The organism is Indolivaga alginatilytica, assembly GCF_003201355.1.
Classification (GTDB): Bacteria; Bacteroidota; Bacteroidia; order Bacteroidales; family Dysgonomonadaceae; genus Dysgonomonas_A; species Dysgonomonas_A alginatilytica.
Genome location: NZ_QICL01000022.1, coordinates 63,543 through 81,330, shown reverse-complemented (window position 1 = coordinate 81,330; position 17,788 = coordinate 63,543). Strand labels below are relative to the sequence as shown.

The 17,788-nt window shown below is 37.1% G+C and carries 13 protein-coding genes; 8 read left to right on the top strand and 5 right to left on the bottom strand.

Going from position 1 to position 17,788, the window contains the following annotated elements:
* The first annotated feature begins 232 nt into the window (after positions 1 to 232).
* Together CLV62_RS15435 and CLV62_RS15430 are read left to right on the top strand one after the other, a co-directional pair.
* Positions 233 to 1,288, top strand: coding sequence for an o-succinylbenzoate synthase (locus CLV62_RS15435; protein WP_110311672.1), 1,056 nt, complete (start codon positions 233 to 235; stop codon positions 1,286 to 1,288).
* Between the two features lie 2 nt (positions 1,289 to 1,290).
* Positions 1,291 to 2,379: an AMP-binding protein gene (locus CLV62_RS15430; RefSeq protein WP_110311671.1), complete on the top strand. Its 1,089-nt coding sequence runs from the start codon at positions 1,291 to 1,293 to the stop codon at positions 2,377 to 2,379.
* Between the two features lie 111 nt (positions 2,380 to 2,490).
* On the opposite strand, the gene CLV62_RS15425 is transcribed toward CLV62_RS15430, so the two are convergent.
* Together CLV62_RS15425 and CLV62_RS15420 are read right to left on the bottom strand one after the other, a co-directional pair.
* On the bottom strand, positions 2,491 to 3,969 hold the full coding sequence (locus CLV62_RS15425; RefSeq protein WP_110311670.1) for a hypothetical protein: 1,479 nt from the start codon (positions 3,967 to 3,969) through the stop codon (positions 2,491 to 2,493).
* A gap of 72 nt (positions 3,970 to 4,041) precedes the next feature.
* Positions 4,042 to 6,900 carry a TonB-dependent receptor gene (locus CLV62_RS15420; protein WP_110311669.1) on the bottom strand — a complete coding sequence of 953 codons (2,859 nt, stop codon included), beginning with the start codon at positions 6,898 to 6,900 and terminating at the stop codon, positions 4,042 to 4,044.
* A gap of 406 nt (positions 6,901 to 7,306) precedes the next feature.
* Here CLV62_RS15420 and nadA point away from each other — a divergent pair, with 406 nt between their 5' ends.
* The 4 genes from nadA to CLV62_RS15400 all read left to right on the top strand — a co-directional run bounded on the left by nadA (position 7,307) and on the right by CLV62_RS15400 (position 11,873).
* The gene (nadA, locus tag CLV62_RS15415) at positions 7,307 to 8,314 is read left to right on the top strand and encodes a quinolinate synthase NadA (protein ID WP_110311668.1); all 1,008 of its coding nucleotides are present in this window, start codon (positions 7,307 to 7,309) and stop codon (positions 8,312 to 8,314) included.
* 68 nt (positions 8,315 to 8,382) lie between these two features.
* Positions 8,383 to 9,963, top strand: coding sequence for an L-aspartate oxidase (gene nadB, locus CLV62_RS15410; protein WP_110311667.1), 1,581 nt, complete (start codon positions 8,383 to 8,385; stop codon positions 9,961 to 9,963).
* Positions 9,960 to 10,820 (top strand): carboxylating nicotinate-nucleotide diphosphorylase, encoded by an 861-nt coding sequence (gene nadC / locus CLV62_RS15405; RefSeq protein ID WP_110311666.1) that lies wholly within the window; start codon positions 9,960 to 9,962, stop codon positions 10,818 to 10,820. Before nadB ends, nadC begins: the two co-directional genes overlap by 4 nt.
* Before the next feature lie 207 nt (positions 10,821 to 11,027).
* A complete protein-coding gene (locus CLV62_RS15400) occupies positions 11,028 to 11,873 on the top strand; it encodes a hypothetical protein (RefSeq protein WP_110311665.1) in 846 nt (281 codons plus the stop codon).
* A gap of 64 nt (positions 11,874 to 11,937) precedes the next feature.
* On the opposite strand, the gene uvrA is transcribed toward CLV62_RS15400, so the two are convergent.
* On the bottom strand, positions 11,938 to 14,730 hold the full coding sequence (uvrA, locus tag CLV62_RS15395) for an excinuclease ABC subunit UvrA (protein WP_110311664.1): 2,793 nt from the start codon (positions 14,728 to 14,730) through the stop codon (positions 11,938 to 11,940).
* A 606-nt stretch (positions 14,731 to 15,336) separates the two neighbouring features.
* On the opposite strand from uvrA, the gene CLV62_RS15390 reads away from it, so the two are divergent.
* Positions 15,337 to 15,630 (top strand): hypothetical protein, encoded by a 294-nt coding sequence (locus tag CLV62_RS15390; RefSeq protein ID WP_110311663.1) that lies wholly within the window; start codon positions 15,337 to 15,339, stop codon positions 15,628 to 15,630.
* A gap of 49 nt (positions 15,631 to 15,679) precedes the next feature.
* Complete coding sequence (locus CLV62_RS15385; protein WP_110311662.1) at positions 15,680 to 15,922, top strand: GlsB/YeaQ/YmgE family stress response membrane protein; 243 nt, start codon at positions 15,680 to 15,682, stop codon at positions 15,920 to 15,922.
* A gap of 80 nt (positions 15,923 to 16,002) precedes the next feature.
* On the opposite strand, the gene asnA is transcribed toward CLV62_RS15385, so the two are convergent.
* Both asnA and CLV62_RS15375 read right to left on the bottom strand, forming a co-directional pair.
* On the bottom strand, positions 16,003 to 17,040 hold the full coding sequence (gene asnA / locus CLV62_RS15380; RefSeq protein ID WP_110311661.1) for an aspartate--ammonia ligase: 1,038 nt from the start codon (positions 17,038 to 17,040) through the stop codon (positions 16,003 to 16,005).
* A gap of 156 nt (positions 17,041 to 17,196) precedes the next feature.
* Positions 17,197 to 17,778 (bottom strand): hypothetical protein, encoded by a 582-nt coding sequence (locus CLV62_RS15375; protein ID WP_110311660.1) that lies wholly within the window; start codon positions 17,776 to 17,778, stop codon positions 17,197 to 17,199.
* Positions 17,779 to 17,788 lie beyond the last annotated feature (10 nt).

Here is a 17,788-nt window from a genome sequence, read left to right as displayed (position 1 = left end):
TTCAAATATGGACTCGATTATATTTTTGAATACCTTTACAAGGCTTATTACAAGCAGAATATAGACCCGTGTAAATTTTTGTCATGTACTGAGCACTTTTGTCACTTTTGTAACCTTTTCAGATACTATCAACTGTAAACCAATGGATTAATATTTACATAAAAGTTACATCTTTTGTCACCTTTAGTTACTTTACCGATTACTTTGTGTAATACTTTACTGAATATTGCTTATGGAGTTTAAGACAAAAATAATCCCTTATACCCTACATTTCAAAAAACCTGCAGGTACATCTCGGGGAGTATATCACGACCATAAAATTTGGTATGTAGTGATATATTCACCCTCCGCTCCCCAACATTGGGGAATAGGAGAATGTGCTCCTTTGTTTGATCTGAGTTGTGATTACAGTGAGGATTATGAGCAAACATTGGAACAGTTTTGTAAGGAGTTAGAACAAAATAAAACATTGGATAAGGAGGCTTTGCGTCCTTATCCTTCTATTCTATTCGGGTTAGAAACAGCTCTGCGCCATTATGAGAGTGGAAATTTTAAGCTATGGGACAACTCATTTACCCATGGACAAAAAGGTATTCCGATCAATGGCTTAATTTGGATGGGCGATTTTCAGTATATGCACGAACAGATAGAAGCCAAAATGGAACAAGGCTTTCACTGTATTAAACTGAAAATAGGAGCTATCAATTTTGAGGACGAAATAAAACTTCTTCAACACATACGGAAGCATTTTTCAGCAGATCAGATTACTTTACGAGTAGATGCAAACGGAGCTTTTGCACTAGATGAAGCATTAGATAAACTGAAACAGCTTTCGGAACTGGACTTACATTCCATTGAACAACCTATCCGTGCAGGACAATGGGACGAAATGGCTCGGTTGACTAAAGAAACTCCTTTACCTATTGCATTGGATGAAGAGCTTATCGGCATTCATCAACCCGAAGAGAAAAGAAGATTATTAGAAACTATCAGACCACAATATATTATTCTGAAACCAACTTTACATGGTGGTATCAGTGGCTCTGAAGAATGGATAAAGCTAGCCGAAGAATTAAAAATAGATTGGTGGATAACCTCAGCACTTGAATCTAATATAGGATTAAATGCTATTGCCCAATGGTGTGCCACTTTCGATAATCCTTTACCTCAAGGATTAGGAACAGGAGGTCTTTATACCAACAACATAGAGATGCCGTTAATCATTAAAGGCGATTGTTTATGGAGCAATCCGAACGGTCAGTTTCCAACGTTAGACAATCTGATATAATTATGTACCAATTAGATAGAACAAAACAAACAATAACGATTGAAGGTAAAACATATTCTTCCGATATATTCTTGGGTGAAAATTTACCTGAATCTGTCTCTCACTCAGAGTTTCACAACGATTTGCTTTTATTTCTTAATGATTGGTTTTCTGATTCTCCCACAATAAAAGTTCAGACTTCAGGTTCTACGGGTATTCCAAAAGAAATGTTTGTTGAGAAAAGCAAGATGATGCAAAGCGCACAGCTGACTTGCTCTTTTCTTGGTTTAAAAAAGGGAGATTCTGCTCTGCTTTGTATGTCTTTGGATTATATTGCAGGCAAAATGGTAGCTGTTCGTGCTTTAGTTGCGGAGCTGGATCTATATCCTGTTTTACCATCGGGTAATCCTTTAAAAAACATACATAAAGAGTTCTCTTTTGCTGCAATGATTCCCCTACAAGTATTTAATAGTTTGCAATCAGATACAGAAAAAAAACGATTAAGCAATATTAAAAACCTGATTATCGGGGGAGGTTCAATTGATCCGCAAATAGAAGAAGCGGTAAAAGACTTTCCTCACAAAGTATATTCTACTTATGGAATGACAGAAACTCTTTCTCATATTGCTTTACGACGATTGAATGGTAAGGAGGCTTCAGATCATTATTATCCTTTTGATTCCGTTACTTTATCTCTATCGGAAGATAATGCATTGATTATAGATGCTCCATTGGTTTCCAATGAACGACTCTACACAAATGATATAGTGGAAATATACGAAGACAAAAGCTTTCGTATTATCGGACGGAAAGATAATATCATAAATAGTGGTGGTGTAAAAATACAGATAGAAGAAATAGAAGCATTATTAAGACCTGCGTTAAAGAACGGCTTTGCTATCACATCGCTACCCGATCCCAAATTTGGAGAGATTGTGGTGTTAGCTACAGAGAAAGAAATTGATAAGAATATAATTTCGAATTTATTGCCTGTCTATTTTATCCCTAAAAAAATAATCAAAGTTTCTAAAATCCCCTTGACCGAAACTGGTAAAATAAACAGAGCTGCATTAAAGCAGCTCGTGTTAAGTGAATTACGCAACCCTAAATAAAGCAAGCGACTAATCACTAGCCGCTTGCATACTAAGTAGAGTATTATTTTTAGAATCTATATGCAACTTAATCCCTATTCTAAACAATCTCTACTATATATATATTTCTGATTAATAATCTGTATTTTGAGGATCAAAGTTTGTCCATCCTTTAGTCCAGTTATCAGCATCAGAATCACTCTTGAATGCGCCTACATAATCAACTTTATCAAAGCCCGATTGTAATAAGGCATCTGTAAATGAAGCAGCGCCCAGTAAAGGACTACCTGTTGTAGGTCCCCAATTTGGACTAGCTGACAGGCTATTAGGTTGTTTTAATTTCAAGTCCGAGATATTAGCCAATACTTTATTACCCGTTTGAGCCACAAAATAAGTATGAGAGAAAGACTGTGCCTCTGTCATATCAACTCCGTTTGTCGAATATTTATCTGCCAAGCTGTTGTTTACATCCGATCCCACAACTCTTATCTGTGCAAAGAATACATTATTGATTTTCAATGTACCATTAGTTGCTAAACTCTGACTATCTCCATTTTGATTATCCAGTAGAAGTCCTACAGGAAAGCCCATAGCTACAGAGTTGAAACAGCTCAACTGAGAATAACGTCTGATTTGCATAGCAGCTTGGAACAATCCTGTCTTTGAGTTATTATTAGGTCTATAATTTCCTGCATTGATATACTCTAAAGTATTCACAAAATCTGCTGCCTGACCTATCGGACCAACCAAAGTTACGTTACTGAATACGGCAGATGTTTTAGGAATACCATTTGTTCCGGCTTTATTATTATCTGATTCAAAACCATTCGAAAGAGAAGTATCTGCAATCTTTGGGTGACGAACAGCCAAAAGATATTGCAATTTTCCGGAGAAACCATTGTCTGTATCAAAATCATCATCCCAACCATGATATGCTACCAGATATTTAGCATTAACAGATCCACCGAACCATTCGTAAGAATCGTCATTTGAATAAGAAACCTGTAAGTGATCCACTTTAGTTCCGCTACCTACCGCTCCGAAAGTAATACCGTTTATCTCTTTGTTTTCTTCGAAAGGATATCCGGCAAACTCAACACGCACATAGCTCAACACTCCTGAATTATCAGCATCATTTTCGCCACCGTATTTTGTTCTTGGGCCACCTTCTATCTGAAGCATACCACCGTTATTGGTCTTCGCATTTCCACAGATAATAAGTCCGCCCCAGTCTCCCGGTTTACGACTTCCTTTTGCTTGTGCAGAAGTAAATACAATGGGTTCACTAGCTGTACCTTGTGCATAAATTTTAGCACCCGGTTCTATAATCAAACTACCGGTAGTTGTCTTATCTCCTTTAATAATGGTTCCCGGCTTAAATGTTACCGAAGCACCCTTAACTACATATACCCAACCTTTTAGCGTATATGTTCCTTTTTCGAACACCGTATCTTTTTTTATCTCATAGCCGGTTGTACTTCCATCTCCAATCACACCAACAACAGGAGTTGGCTCGGGATTCGTAGGTGAACTGTCGTCACTACTACAATTCGTAAAGAGCATGATGCTACTTGCTATCAATGCTAAATTAGATAATTTGAAAAGTTTCATTGTGTAAATATTTAAAAATTAAGTTACTAACATTATTTGTTTTTGTATTCTGAAAACATAACGTCTTGGACTTTAAAAGTTGAATTTGGCAGAAAGGCTTATATTCTGCCCCGGATTGAATCTTCTGGTTGTTTGTTGTCTCTCATGCAATACCCCGGCATCATCTATAAACTTTGGAAACTGTTTATAAAGCACATCCTGAGAAAATATATCTTTAACAGCTGCTGCAATCTCCAATTGTTTTCCGATTCGCTTTGTTACAGTAAAGTCAAGTACATTTCGTGGCATTTCGTACATATCGGGTATATCATCATTAACCGTACTGTTCTCACTCTTACTTTTCAGTCCAATACCTACAATGCGCTTTCCTATTATATTATACATAAGACCGGCAGTCAGTTGTAATGGCTCGCTTTGGTAAAAGAAACCTGCATTCACAAGGAAGGGTGATTGTCCTTGCAGCGGACGCTCGTCTTCTGTACTGTTTTCTTCAAATTTGACTTTACTCTGTATCAATGATCCATTAATAACAGCAGAGAAATCTTTCAGTCCCATAAAATCAAGTCGTTTTTTCAGGTCAATCTCAACTCCTAGATTCTGCCCCGATAAAGCGTTCTCGAACGTAAATATTCGGCTTCCTCCCCCTGTATTAATGAAAGTCCATTCAATCGGATTCTCGAAATGTTTATAGAATAGTGCCACAGATACCAGCTCACCGGAGGACGGATAAAACTCGTATCGTAAATCTAAATTCTGAATATAAGCTGCTTTCAGATCGGGGTTACCTTGTATTCTGTTGAAGAGGTCGAAGTCATAAAATGATGCGGGAGAAACCTCTCTAAATTCAGGTCGATTGATCGACATCCCATAAGCAAATCGAAGAATATTTGATTTATCGAGATTATAGCTCACATTTAATGATGGAAAAACATCGGTTGTCTTATATTCCGAATCTTTGGTTTCAAAACCTACCGGCGATATAAAGTTGGTTAAGGTCATAATGTCGTGTTCGAAACGTGCACCTGCATAAATATTAAACTTCTTATAGGGTATGTTGATTGCCAGATAAGCTGCCAAAAGTTTATTGTTCCCATCGTAACTATCGACATTATTAGTAGATTCGTTTATATACAGTCTGTTTGCTCCAAAATTTTCAGGAATAAGGATATCCTTCACTACATCTCCGAAACGGAAACTATAAGGGAAATAATTTTCATTATACAGAAAATCAAAGTCTCGTGTATTATAATCCTTCACTTTATACTCTCCATAAAAGCCTCCTTTTAAGGTTGAAGTAATGGATGAGTTGATCTTCAGATCGTGCGAATAATTTGCAGCTGCATTATATGTATATTCACTTAGGTCTATAAAATTTCGTTCAATATCAGCCTGAGAGACATACATCTGTCCATTAAATGGATCTTCCGCAGTAGAAGCATTTTCGGTACGGTTAATCATTCTTCGATCCGGCTGATTCTTATTGGCATAAGAAAAGCCCAAAGTCCAATCCAATTTGTCTGTAAAAGATAGAGTATGTTTTCCTGTAAACTGCCCCGAATAGGTAGTTCTGCTTGAATATAAATATTCTTGCCTCTCTTGTCTTTTTGAACGACCACTTGTGTAATCCGTTCCTTCACGGAATGTGTAACGATCTTGACCTAACTGATTAAAGATATTCTGAAATTCATAATGATTATTCTTATTCGAAATGAAAGACAAGTTAACCATCGCTCCCAATCGGGCATTTGTGTTATACTGATTATCACTATAATCGTTATCCAATTCTGTTTTATCCGATATATCATTATACACCTCATACTGAGCATTCCTCATATTCATCAGTGTACGGCTTGTGTAACTATAATTAATGGCACTAGTCAATCCCCATTGTTGCCCTCCCTCCGTATTAATGCGTCTGCTCATAGCAAAAGAAAATCTCTGATCGGGCAAAGGACTCTTTGTTTTTATAGCCCAATTATTATTGAATCCGTTCTTAGTTACAGCATCCACCATCTCGGTATTATCGCCATCAAGCCTGAACGGAACAATACTTCTAAGGCTTCTGTGTCCGTTGTCGAATCCAAGGAAATCCGTCGAACTTCCGGGATTGTATTTAAAATCTTCAAATTGAGTTTGAGCATTAAAGCCTGTTCCGTAACTAATCTCCATCGAATTTTCACTCGGAATCCCTTTAGTTGCTACCTTAACAAAACCTCCTGAGAAATCGGCTGGCAATTCGGGTTGTGGCGATTTAACGATCATAATATTTTCAATCTGAGAACTAGGAATCAAGTCGAAGGAAAAAGACCTGCTATCGGCTTCCGAACTGGGTGTAGCACTATTATTAATCCATACATTATTGTATCGCTGAGATAATCCTCGGGCTACAATAAATTTGTTATCCATAATGGAGATTCCAGGAATTCTTCGTATAACTTCTGAAGCATCCCTATCCTGATTTCTAGATATTTGTTGCGATGACACTCCACTTACAATTCCATTCGCATTTTTCATTGAGTTGAGTAACGACACCTCCGAATTGATTCTTGCCATGGCTACCACAACAACCTCATTCAACGCATTAAGTGATTCCTGCATAGGAATATTAAGGTTAGTTATTTCTCCTCTCTTTACCTCTACATCTGTTACTTCCAAAGCACTGTATGAGAGATACGATGCTACAACAGTATGCTTACCTGCTCCTACATTTAGTTCATAATTACCATCTGCATCGCTCATCACTCCTTGAGTTGTGTTCTTTATGGAAACAGCCACTCCAGGTAAAGTTTCACCGGTTTTGGCATCTGTCACAATTCCCTTAATGGAGGTTTGCGAAAACAATACACTTGCAACCAGTAGAGCAAAAACTGTTAAGGTCAATTTTAATACGTAATTTTTTTCTTCTGAAATAAGATAATCTTGATTGTGCATATAAATTCTAATTTTCTCTACACAAATCACTCGCTTTATTGTTACAGAGCAGCATCAAAAGAGATAAGGTTAGGTAACAAAATCATTACTTTTTTATGACAGAATTTACAAGAAAACCCAAAACAAGATAACAATGTGTCGATCTAAATACTTTTAGTTGCGAAATCTTACATTTTAGAACATTTTCGGAACATTCGATCTAACTTATTCCTCTTCTTGTATGAAATAGAATTGTAGAAAGGCTTATCTTTATGCCTTGAAAAGTTTAAGACCTCAGACCTTTTTATTGATTTGGCAGATAAAAAAACCATAAAAAGTTATAACCTGGGATACAATCAAATACTTATTATTACTTGGTATTTGATCAATAGAATGACGTTGAAATAAACATTTTACTGTACTTATTATGCCTCAACAACTAGAAAACGCCATAAAAACATTATCTCAAAAGGGATACTTGGATATGGAAATTCCGAAAGGAATAGATTTGATAGCAGAAATAAATAAACTGCGTAAAGAAAAAAATGCAATTATACTAGCCCATTATTACCAAACAGGCGATATTCAAGATATAGCCGACTATTTGGGCGACAGTCTGCAATTAGCAAGAGCTGCCGAGAAAACAGATGCTGATATGATTGTATTTTGTGGTGTTCACTTTATGGCTGAAACTGCAAAAATTGTAAACCCTACAAAAAAAGTAGTTCTACCTGATACTTTAGCAGGATGTTCTTTAGCCGACTCTTGCTCTGGAGAAGGTCTTAGAGAAATGAGAAAACAGTACCCCAATGCAATAGTAATAAGTTACATAAACTGCGATTCGACAGTAAAAGCAGAAAGTGATATTATAGTGACCTCATCTAATGCTGAGCATATTATAAATGCACTGCCTATAGATCAGGAAATAATATTTGCACCTGACAAGAACCTCGGAGCCTATCTTAACCAAGTAACAGGTCGGAAAATGATTCTATGGAATGGTGCTTGTTATGTACACGAAGCTTTTTCGTTAGAAAGAATTGCTCAGCAAATGCTTGACAATCCAAAAGCTAAACTAATAGCTCACCCCGAAGCAAAAGCACCTCTTCTGAAAGTAGCCATCTATGTGGGATCGACCTCTAATCTGCTCAATTATGTAGTGGAAGATAGCTCCACTGAATATATTGTTGCTACCGAAGAAGGTATTCTACACGAGATGCAAAAGAAAGCTCCTAATAAAAAACTGATTCCTGCATTAGTAAATGATAAGAGCTGCAATTGTGGAGAGTGTGCATTTATGAAACTCAATACCATGCAAAAACTATACTTATGTATGAAGTATGAGTTACCCGAAATAACATTGGATGAAGATTTACGTATAAAAGCCCTTCAACCAATCAACAGAATGCTTGAAATGTCAAAAGCCATTAAGTAAAGAGGCCATAGACCTCTTTTATTGCTTTACAATTATAATAACCGAAGGTAGTTATAACATTTAAAAAGATGATTTACACAGATATCTTAGTTATCGGATCGGGCATATCGGGATTGTCTTATGCTCTGAAAGTAGCACAAGAAAGACCTGACGCCACTATTACAATAATAACTAAATCGGACGACGAAGAGTCCAACACCAAATATGCACAGGGCGGGGTTGCAGTAGTAACTAACTTCGAGACAGACAGCTTCGAAAAGCACATCGAAGACACACTTAGAGCAGGTGGCGGATTATGCAATCGGGAAGTTGTAGAAATTGTAATAAAGGAAGGGCCTCAACGGATCAAAGAAATTATTGATTGGGGCGTTAACTTCGACAAGAATAGCAGCAACACTTACGATTTAGGCAGAGAGGGTGGTCATACAGAAAACAGAGTTATACATCATAAAGATATAACCGGAGCCGAGATTGAAAGAGCATTATTAGATGCTATCAATAAACTGGAGAATACCCAACTTCTGAATCATCACTATGTAATTGACCTCATTACCGAACATCATATTCCGAATGAGCCATTCGACAAATACAGCCTCAACTGTTATGGAGCCTATGTTCTTGATCTCAAGACACAGCAGGTAAAAAAAATGTCGGCAAAGATAACATTAATGGCGACAGGTGGATGCGGACATGTATACAAAAATACGACTAATCCTATTATAGCAACAGGAGACGGTATAGGTCTTGCTCACCGTGCAAAGGCTAAGATCAGCAATATGCAATTTATACAGTTTCATCCTACTGCATTTTACAGCAATCGACCCGGACAATTATCTTTAATATCGGAAGCGGTAAGAGGCTTCGGTGCAAAATTGCGTACTGCTTCGGGGGAACCATTCATGCATAAATACGACGAAAGAGAAGAACTTGCATCGCGTGATATTGTGGCTAGAGCCATAGACAGCGAAATGAAATTACGAGGAGACGACTTTGTATGTCTCGATTGCAGATCGCTTAATAGAGAGGAATTCTTAAAACACTTCCCCAACATATATCAACAATGTATGGATGAAGGGTATGATATGTTTAAAGACTTGATACCTGTTGTTCCTGCCAGTCATTACTTGTGCGGAGGTATTGACGTAGATACATTCGGACAAAGCACCATTAAGAATATGTTTGCTGTTGGCGAATGTTCCAACACTGGACTACACGGAGCTAACCGATTAGCTTCTAATTCCTTACTAGAGGCTTTAGTATTCGGACACAGGGCAGCTATAAAAACAGTAGAACGCTTAAATGAAGATAAGTTCAATTACATCAACCTGAACAAAGTTCCCGAATGGGATGAAAAGGGATTGAAAGTCAATGAAGAAATGGTTCTTTTAAACTACCTACGTAAACAATTACAAGTATTGATGAGCGATCTTGTAGGAATTGTCCGCTCAAATAGCCGACTTGAATTGGCAAAGCAAAAGGAAGAAGAGATATACAGAGCAGTAAAAGAAATATACAATTTCTCTTTTCTGTCACCTCAACTATCAGAATTAAGAAACTTAGTAAGTGTAGCCTATCTGATCATTACACAAAGTATAGAGCAGAAAGAAAACAGAGGTGCATTTTACAACAAAAGCTTAGATAAAAAATGAACAGACCGATATACGTAACCAACGAAAGATTACAGCATTTCATCACCGAAGCAATTAAAGAAGACCTCGGAGACGGCGATCACTCTACATTAGCCAGTGTGCCCGAACATTTGCAACAAAGAGCCAGACTCTTGGTGAAAGATGATTGTGTACTTGCGGGAGTTGAACTAGCTAAAGAAATATTCCATCATTACGATAAGAATCTGAAAATAGAGGTATTCAAGAATGATGGAGACCAAGTTGTAAAAGGAGACGTTGCTCTAACCGTTGAAGGTTCGGCACGCTCTATCTTGAGCATGGAACGCTTCGTTTTGAATTGTATGCAACGCATGAGCGGTATTGCAACAAGTGCCCGTGAAATGGCTTTACTTATAGCAAACACCGAGACTAAAATATTGGATACCCGCAAGACTACTCCCAACTTTCGCATGTGTGAAAAATGGGCTGTATATATAGGTGGGGCAACCAATCATCGTTACGGATTGTATGATATGATTATGCTTAAGGATAATCACAACGACTATGCAGGAGGTATAACCAAGGCAGTTGCTTCAACTGTAAAATACTTACAAGAAAACAACAAATCGCTAAAAATAGAGGTCGAAACTCGAAACTTAGAGGAAGTAAAAGAAGCCCTTGCAACCAATGCCGTAGACATTATTATGCTGGATAATATGACTCTCGATCAAATGGGCGAAGCTGTAAAGCTAATTGGTAATAAAGCACAAACCGAAGCATCGGGAGGAATAACCAAAGAATCGGTACAGGCCATTGCTAAAACAGGAGTTAATTTTATCTCTTCCGGATCGATCATTTATTCTGCTCCAAACATTGATTTAAGCCTGAAAGCATTTTAAGGTCGCAGCCTTTTTTATTGCTTCGGCTGGGCATAACAACTAGAGGCAGTTATAGTGATAAAACATCGCATTAAGTATGCATTGTTGCTTAAATTTTAAAAAAACAGTATTTTTTCAGAAATAAAGTATCATTTATTAGAAATTCTTTATATTTTTATGAGGACACCTAATGATTCATATTTTTGTGTCTAAAAAAAACCTGAACAAGTGATACTATTAGCGGCAAGTGGTTCTACAAAAACAGAATGGTGCCTGGTTAATGACGATGGAATAATTGAGCGTTATTTAACAGATGAAATTAACCCCTACTTTCAGTCAAGAAGGGAGATTAGCCATATTGTTCGGTTACAACTTCCCCCGATATTTTTCAAATTAAAAATCAGCACTACATTTTTTTATGGGGCAGGTTTTTCTTCTTCAGAAAAAAAAAATATAGTAAAAGCTTCCCTAGAGGCACAATTCAGAACGCCGGCTATAATAGAAAGCGACCTTCTAGGAGCTGCCCGTGCCCTTTTCGGTAATCAGCCGGGAATAGGATGTATACTTTCTACAGGCTCTAATTCGTGTTTTTATGATGGAGAATCTATTGTAAAAAACATCAGACCTCTGGGATATATTCTAGGAGACGAAGGCAGTAGCACATCTTTAGGTAAAGTATTCTTAGCAGACTGTCTGAAAGGCCTAGCCCCTCCGGAGCTATCCCTATCCTTTTTTGACAAGTACGGAATTGACCCTGATCAGATACTAGACTATATATATAGTAAGCCTTCTCCAAACGTGTTACTGTCACTACTTTCAAATTTCCTATACGAATACCTCGAACATCCTTATGTAAAAAACTTAATTTATGAGAACCTGAAATCTTTCTTTGTAAGAAATATCATGCAGTATGATTACACCAACTACCCTGTACGCTTTGTTGGGTCGCTTGCCGGTATGTACGCCTCTCAGTTAAAACAGATAGCGGATGAACTGGATATTAAAGTAGATCTTATTCTTGAAAATCCTATGCATGGGCTTATAGCATACCATAAATCGAAAGGAAGATTATAAAAACAAAAAGGGAGCAGATTCTTTAATTGAACCTGCTCCCTTTTATATATTGCTAAATTATTACTTAGACATCAAGTTTATCTTTCAGAAAATGTCCGGTATGAGACTTGGCACATTTAGCTATCTGCTTAGGAGTACCTTCACAAACCACTTTTCCACCTTCTTTTCCACCTTCGGGACCTATATCAATAATATGATCGGCACATTTAATCACATCCATATTATGTTCTATAATAACAACTGTATGCCCTCGCCCAATCAACGAATCAAAAGCTTTCAATAAAGTTTTCACATCATGGAAGTGAAGTCCTGTAGTAGGTTCATCAAAGATAAATAAAGTAGGCTCGGATTTTTCCTCTCCAAGGTATGAAGCCAGTTTTACCCGTTGGTTTTCGCCTCCCGAGAGAGTAGATGAAGCCTGCCCCATCTTTATATACCCTAGCCCTACTTCCTGAAGCGTTTTAAGGCGTTTTACGATCTTTTTCTCAGTGCTACCTTTCCCTTCCTCAAAGAATTCGATAGCCTGATCTACGGTCATTTCCAACACATCATGGATACTGGCTCCACGATATTCCACTTCGAGTACTTCGGGTTTGAAACGCTTTCCTTTACAGGCTTCGCATTCGAGTGTAATATCAGCCATGAATTGCATTTCAATGGTGGTTTTACCATCTCCTTTACATTCTTCGCATCTACCTCCCTCAACGTTAAAAGAGAAGAAAGCAGGTGTAAAGCTCATTTGCTTTGCAAGTTGCTGATCGGCAAAAAGCTTTCTTATTTCATCGTACGCTTTTATGTATGTAACAGGATTGGAACGTGATGATCTTCCAATAGGATTCTGATCTACCATTTCAACGCTCTTAATCATCTTAAGATCGCCCACTAGTTCATTAAACTGAACAATACGATCGCTTGTTCCTTTATAATGTTTTTGAAGTGCATTGTAAAATACATCGCAAACCAATGACGATTTTCCCGATCCGCTGACTCCTGTTACCACAGTCATCACATTCAAAGGAAACTTCACATCTATATTCTGAAGATTATTTTGCCTTGCTCCTTTTATCTCTATATAATTATTCCACTTACGAGGCTTAGCAGGTACAGCAATGGTTTCTTCCCCATTCAAATAACGTACGGTATGGCTGTTACTACTCTTATCAAGATTAGCTAATGAACCTTGATAGACAAGCTCGCCACCCAATCGTCCAGCTTGAGGACCTATATCAATAATATAATCGGCTGCACGAATTATTTCTTCATCATGCTCCACCACTACCACTGTATTACCCAAACCTTGTAAATCGCGTAGCACTTTTATCAGTAAGTCTGTATCTCTTGAGTGTAAACCGATACTAGGTTCATCTAAGATATATAATGATCCAACTAAACTACTACCCAAAGAGGTTGCCAGATTGATACGTTGACTCTCTCCACCCGATAAAGAATTTGATAGACGATTGAGAGTAAGATACCCCAAACCCACATTTAATAAAAACTGTATTCGACTGCGAATCTCGGTAAGTAATCGTTTCCCTACGGCAGCATCAGTTTCATCCAATTCAAGTTGATTGAAAAATTCTTTCAAATCAGCAATGGGCATCAATACTAAATCAGCAATTGACTTTCCTCCTATCTTTACATATATTGCCTGAGGTTTCAAACGTGAACCTTTACAAGTGGGACAGGTAGTTTTTCCACGATAGCGAGCCAACATAACACGATATTGTATCTTATATTGGTTCTCTTCGAGCATTTTAAAGAAGGCATCAATACCCATTACACCAGGTGCACCGTGCCAAAGGAGGTCTTTTTCTTTTTCCGTCAATTTAAAGTAAGGACGATGGATTGGGAAATCACGATTAGCGGTTGAATGAATAAATTCATTCTTCCACTCACTCATTTTCTCTCCTTTCCAACAAAAAACGGCATCGTCGTATATCGATAGTCCTTTATTAGGAATAACCAGATCTTCGTCAATACCCAGAACCTGACCAAATCCTTCACATTGTGGACATGCTCCGACAGGGCTATTGAAACTGAACATCATATCGGTTGGCTCTTCAAACTGAACTCCATCCGCTTCGAATCGTTTAGAATAGTCGAAACTTTCGATACCCGATTCTGCATAGTATCTTATTGTACACTCCCCTTCTCCCTCAAAGAATGCAGTTTCTACTGATTCCGAGAATCTATTTAAGGTAGCTTTATCAGCCGATGTAGACAAACGATCTATAACCAATAAAACCTGAGACGGATCAAGAGCTTCTTTCGATTCCAACAAATCATCTATACGGATAAATTCGCCTTTCGATTCAACACGTGAGAACCCCTCTTTCTGGAGTATATCTAATTGTTCTTCCATCTTACGATTCTCACGTAAGATAATTTTAGAAAGAACAACCAATCGTGTACCTTCAGGATAAGTCAGCATCTTATCAGTAATATCTTTTACCTGATGCTTTTTTACCACTTCATTCGAGATAGGTGATATGGTTTTACCTATACGTGCAAATAGCAAACGCAGGTATTCGTAAATTTCAGTAGATGTTCCAACAGTTGATCGGGGATTGCGTGAACTCACTTTTTGCTCAATAGCTATAGCAGGAGGAATACCCTTGATATAGTCGCATTCGGGTTTGTTCATCCGACCCAAAAACTGACGGGCATAAGAGGATAAACTTTCTACATAACGCCTCTGCCCTTCGGCATATAACGTATCGAAAGCCAAGGAGGATTTACCGGATCCCGAAAGCCCGGTGATAACAACGAACTTATTACGAGGAATTTCGACATCAATATTTTTCAGGTTATTGACTCTTGCTCCTTTTATGAGTATATTTTTTTCTTCTGACATGTGTTTATTTTTGGAAGTACAAAGGTACGAAAATCAGAACGATTAATAATTAAGGTCTCAGACCTTTTTAATCCTTTGACAAATCCCCCAGCCTCCCAAAAATAGAAGTAGCAAATATTAAAGATATCAGCATTTTTAATGACAATGTACCTCCTTTGACGAAATTGTAGTCATTTTTTTACGATCTTGATCATACATTTATGCTCTTGTCAGGTATTAATTTGTCGTATATTATACTAACATCTAATTTTGTAAAACATCAATAATTTAGTTTATAAAAGAGATTGCTAAGTAACACCTCTTTATAATTAAACAGTTCTTCCTGAAAATTTCAGGGAGAATTATTTGCTTTTAATTACTTAATATATAGAAGTTACTATGAGTTATATATTCAAACATTCCTCAATTAATTTAATCTTTCATAGTTGTATGCTAGTAACGATTATTGTATAGGGTGGTTATTTTTATTGTCATTTAGTTTCTGTACAATCAATTATCTACCGCACAACTATATAAGGCAGTAGGTTGTAGTGATTACAACCTACTGCCTTTATTATCATAAAGGCATTGCATTAACTAATATATTCACGTATAAATTAAAAGAAGATGACTACAAAAAGAAAAATTATATTTTTATTGGCTGTTATGCTTACAGGAACAGTGTATTCGCAGGTTGGGATAAATACGGAAAATCCTCTTGGCATTTTCCATATCGATCCGCAAGGAAATACCACATCAGCAGGAGTAAATATTTCGGATGACATATTTGTAACGAAGGAGGGGAAAGTGGGACTAGGAGTTAGCGTACCGGAAGAAAAGGCCGATATAGACGGAAAACTGAAGATTAGAAACATTGAACAAAATCCTGTTAAATTTATTATGCAAACAATATCACTTTAGTATTTGTTTATATACTACATTAAGATGTTGGATTTAATAAGTTTGTAATATGGGATTTATCTGGTCAATTATAATTGGTATTCTTGCGGGCTTTTTAGCAGGGAAAATATTTAAGGGAGAAGGATTCGGTCTAATCGTCAACCTTATCGTGGGTGTTGTTGGTAGTGTATTAGGAGGATGGCTTTTTATTCTTCTCGGACTTAGTGCGAATGGCATTATCGGTAATCTTATAATGTCTACAATAGGAGCTCTTCTACTCCTCTGGATAATATCCCTAATCAAAAAGAAATAAGCTATTATCAGAAAATAAAATAACCGTCACACATTTTAATGGTGGCGGTTATTTTTTATATTATTCGTCAATACGTCTTCTCAAATCAGAGGCATTCCTAGCTTTTGAGCTTCCAGACGCATATCTTGCGGCCATATACCGGCTTGTATCTCGCCGATATGTCCTTTGCGAAGGAAAAACATACAAAGGCGCGATTGCCCGATACCTCCACCAATTGATAAAGGAAGTGTTCCTTCAATCAATCGTTTATGGAAATACAATTCTTTCTTAGACTCTTGCCCTTTTATCTTTAGTTGCTCCAACAAAACTTCTTTATTGACACGAATACCCATAGACGACAACTCCATCGCACGTCCTAATACGGGATTCCAAACAATAAGGTCTCCGTTTAGTCCTCTGTATCCGCTTTCATCCAAAGTAGTCCAGTCATCATAATCAGGTGCGCGTCCATCGTGCTGCTCGCCGTTGCTCAATACACCACCGATACCCATAATGAATACTGCTCCGTATTCTTTTGCTATTTCATCTTCTCTTTCTTTAGCTGTCAGATTAGGGTATAGTTGCAATAATTCCTCGGAATGAATGAATTTAATTTCATTCGAAAGAATAGGCTTAATTTGAGGGAACATTTCATAAACCAAAAATTCGGTACGAACCAAAGCCGCATAAATGCGTCTTACAATTCCTTTCAAAAATTCAATATTACGGTTATCCGGACATATTGCCATTTCCCAATCCCACTGATCTACATATAGAGAGTGTAAATTACCTAATTCTTCGTCTGCACGAATAGCATTCATGTCGGTATATATTCCATATCCGTCATTAATACCATAATCGGCAAGCGTTAGTCGTTTCCATTTTGCCAAAGAATGTACAATCTCGGCATATTGGTCTCCCATATCTTTGATAGGAAAAGTCACAGCACGTTCTACTCCATTAAGATCGTCATTGATACCCATTCCTTTTAATACAAATAAAGGAGCGGTAACTCTTCTTAGTCTAAGTTCGGAGGCTAGATTTTGTTGAAAAAAATCTTTTATTTGTTTTATACCCATTTCTGTTTGTTGCAGATCGAGCAAAGCATGATATTGATTCGGTTCTATTAAGTAACTCATATAAAGACAGCTTAGTGTTTGCTTTTTTATTAAACAATTGGCAAAGTTAACCTATTTGTGTTATCCTGAAAACATTTAAACCTTTATTTTATACAAATTGACAAATTAAGCAACATTTCACAAACAAAAATTATATTCAGAATCGAAATAATCTCTTTATTTATTTTGATTGAACCATTTTTTATTTAAGAGAGGACAGTCCTTTTCACTTCGCTTTTTACCTAAGGGATAGAAGGTTGCCACTTCCGGGCATTGATTTTCTAAAAAGGAGGGATAATCTTTCATATACCCTAGATTTGTATTCTGAGGGACTACATAATCACTTATGTTAATTAAGGTTTGAGCATCGCCAATTTCATAGTCACGAAAAATAGTACTGATACCCATCCCCTCTTGTCGGATGGTTTGTGTCTTAATTGTATTACCTTCTATCCGATATGTTCCCCAAGATGGATATTGACAAAGGTTAGATTTACCTCCATTCTCGAAGCAATCTTTCAAGTTAGAAACATCACTTGTTGTTGCAATAGTGAATAGTCCATCGGGATAGAACATAAAAACAGATGAAAATGTAGAATCACATTCTCTCTGAGCCACATAATAACCGTCTATATTAATTAATGTATCGAGACCCGTATATCCTGCAGTATATAGGTAAGTAAAATCTTTTGGCTTAACGGTTACACAGCCTGATAAACCAATTATTAATATAAATATCGCAAAGTAAAATTTTCTCATATTATATAAT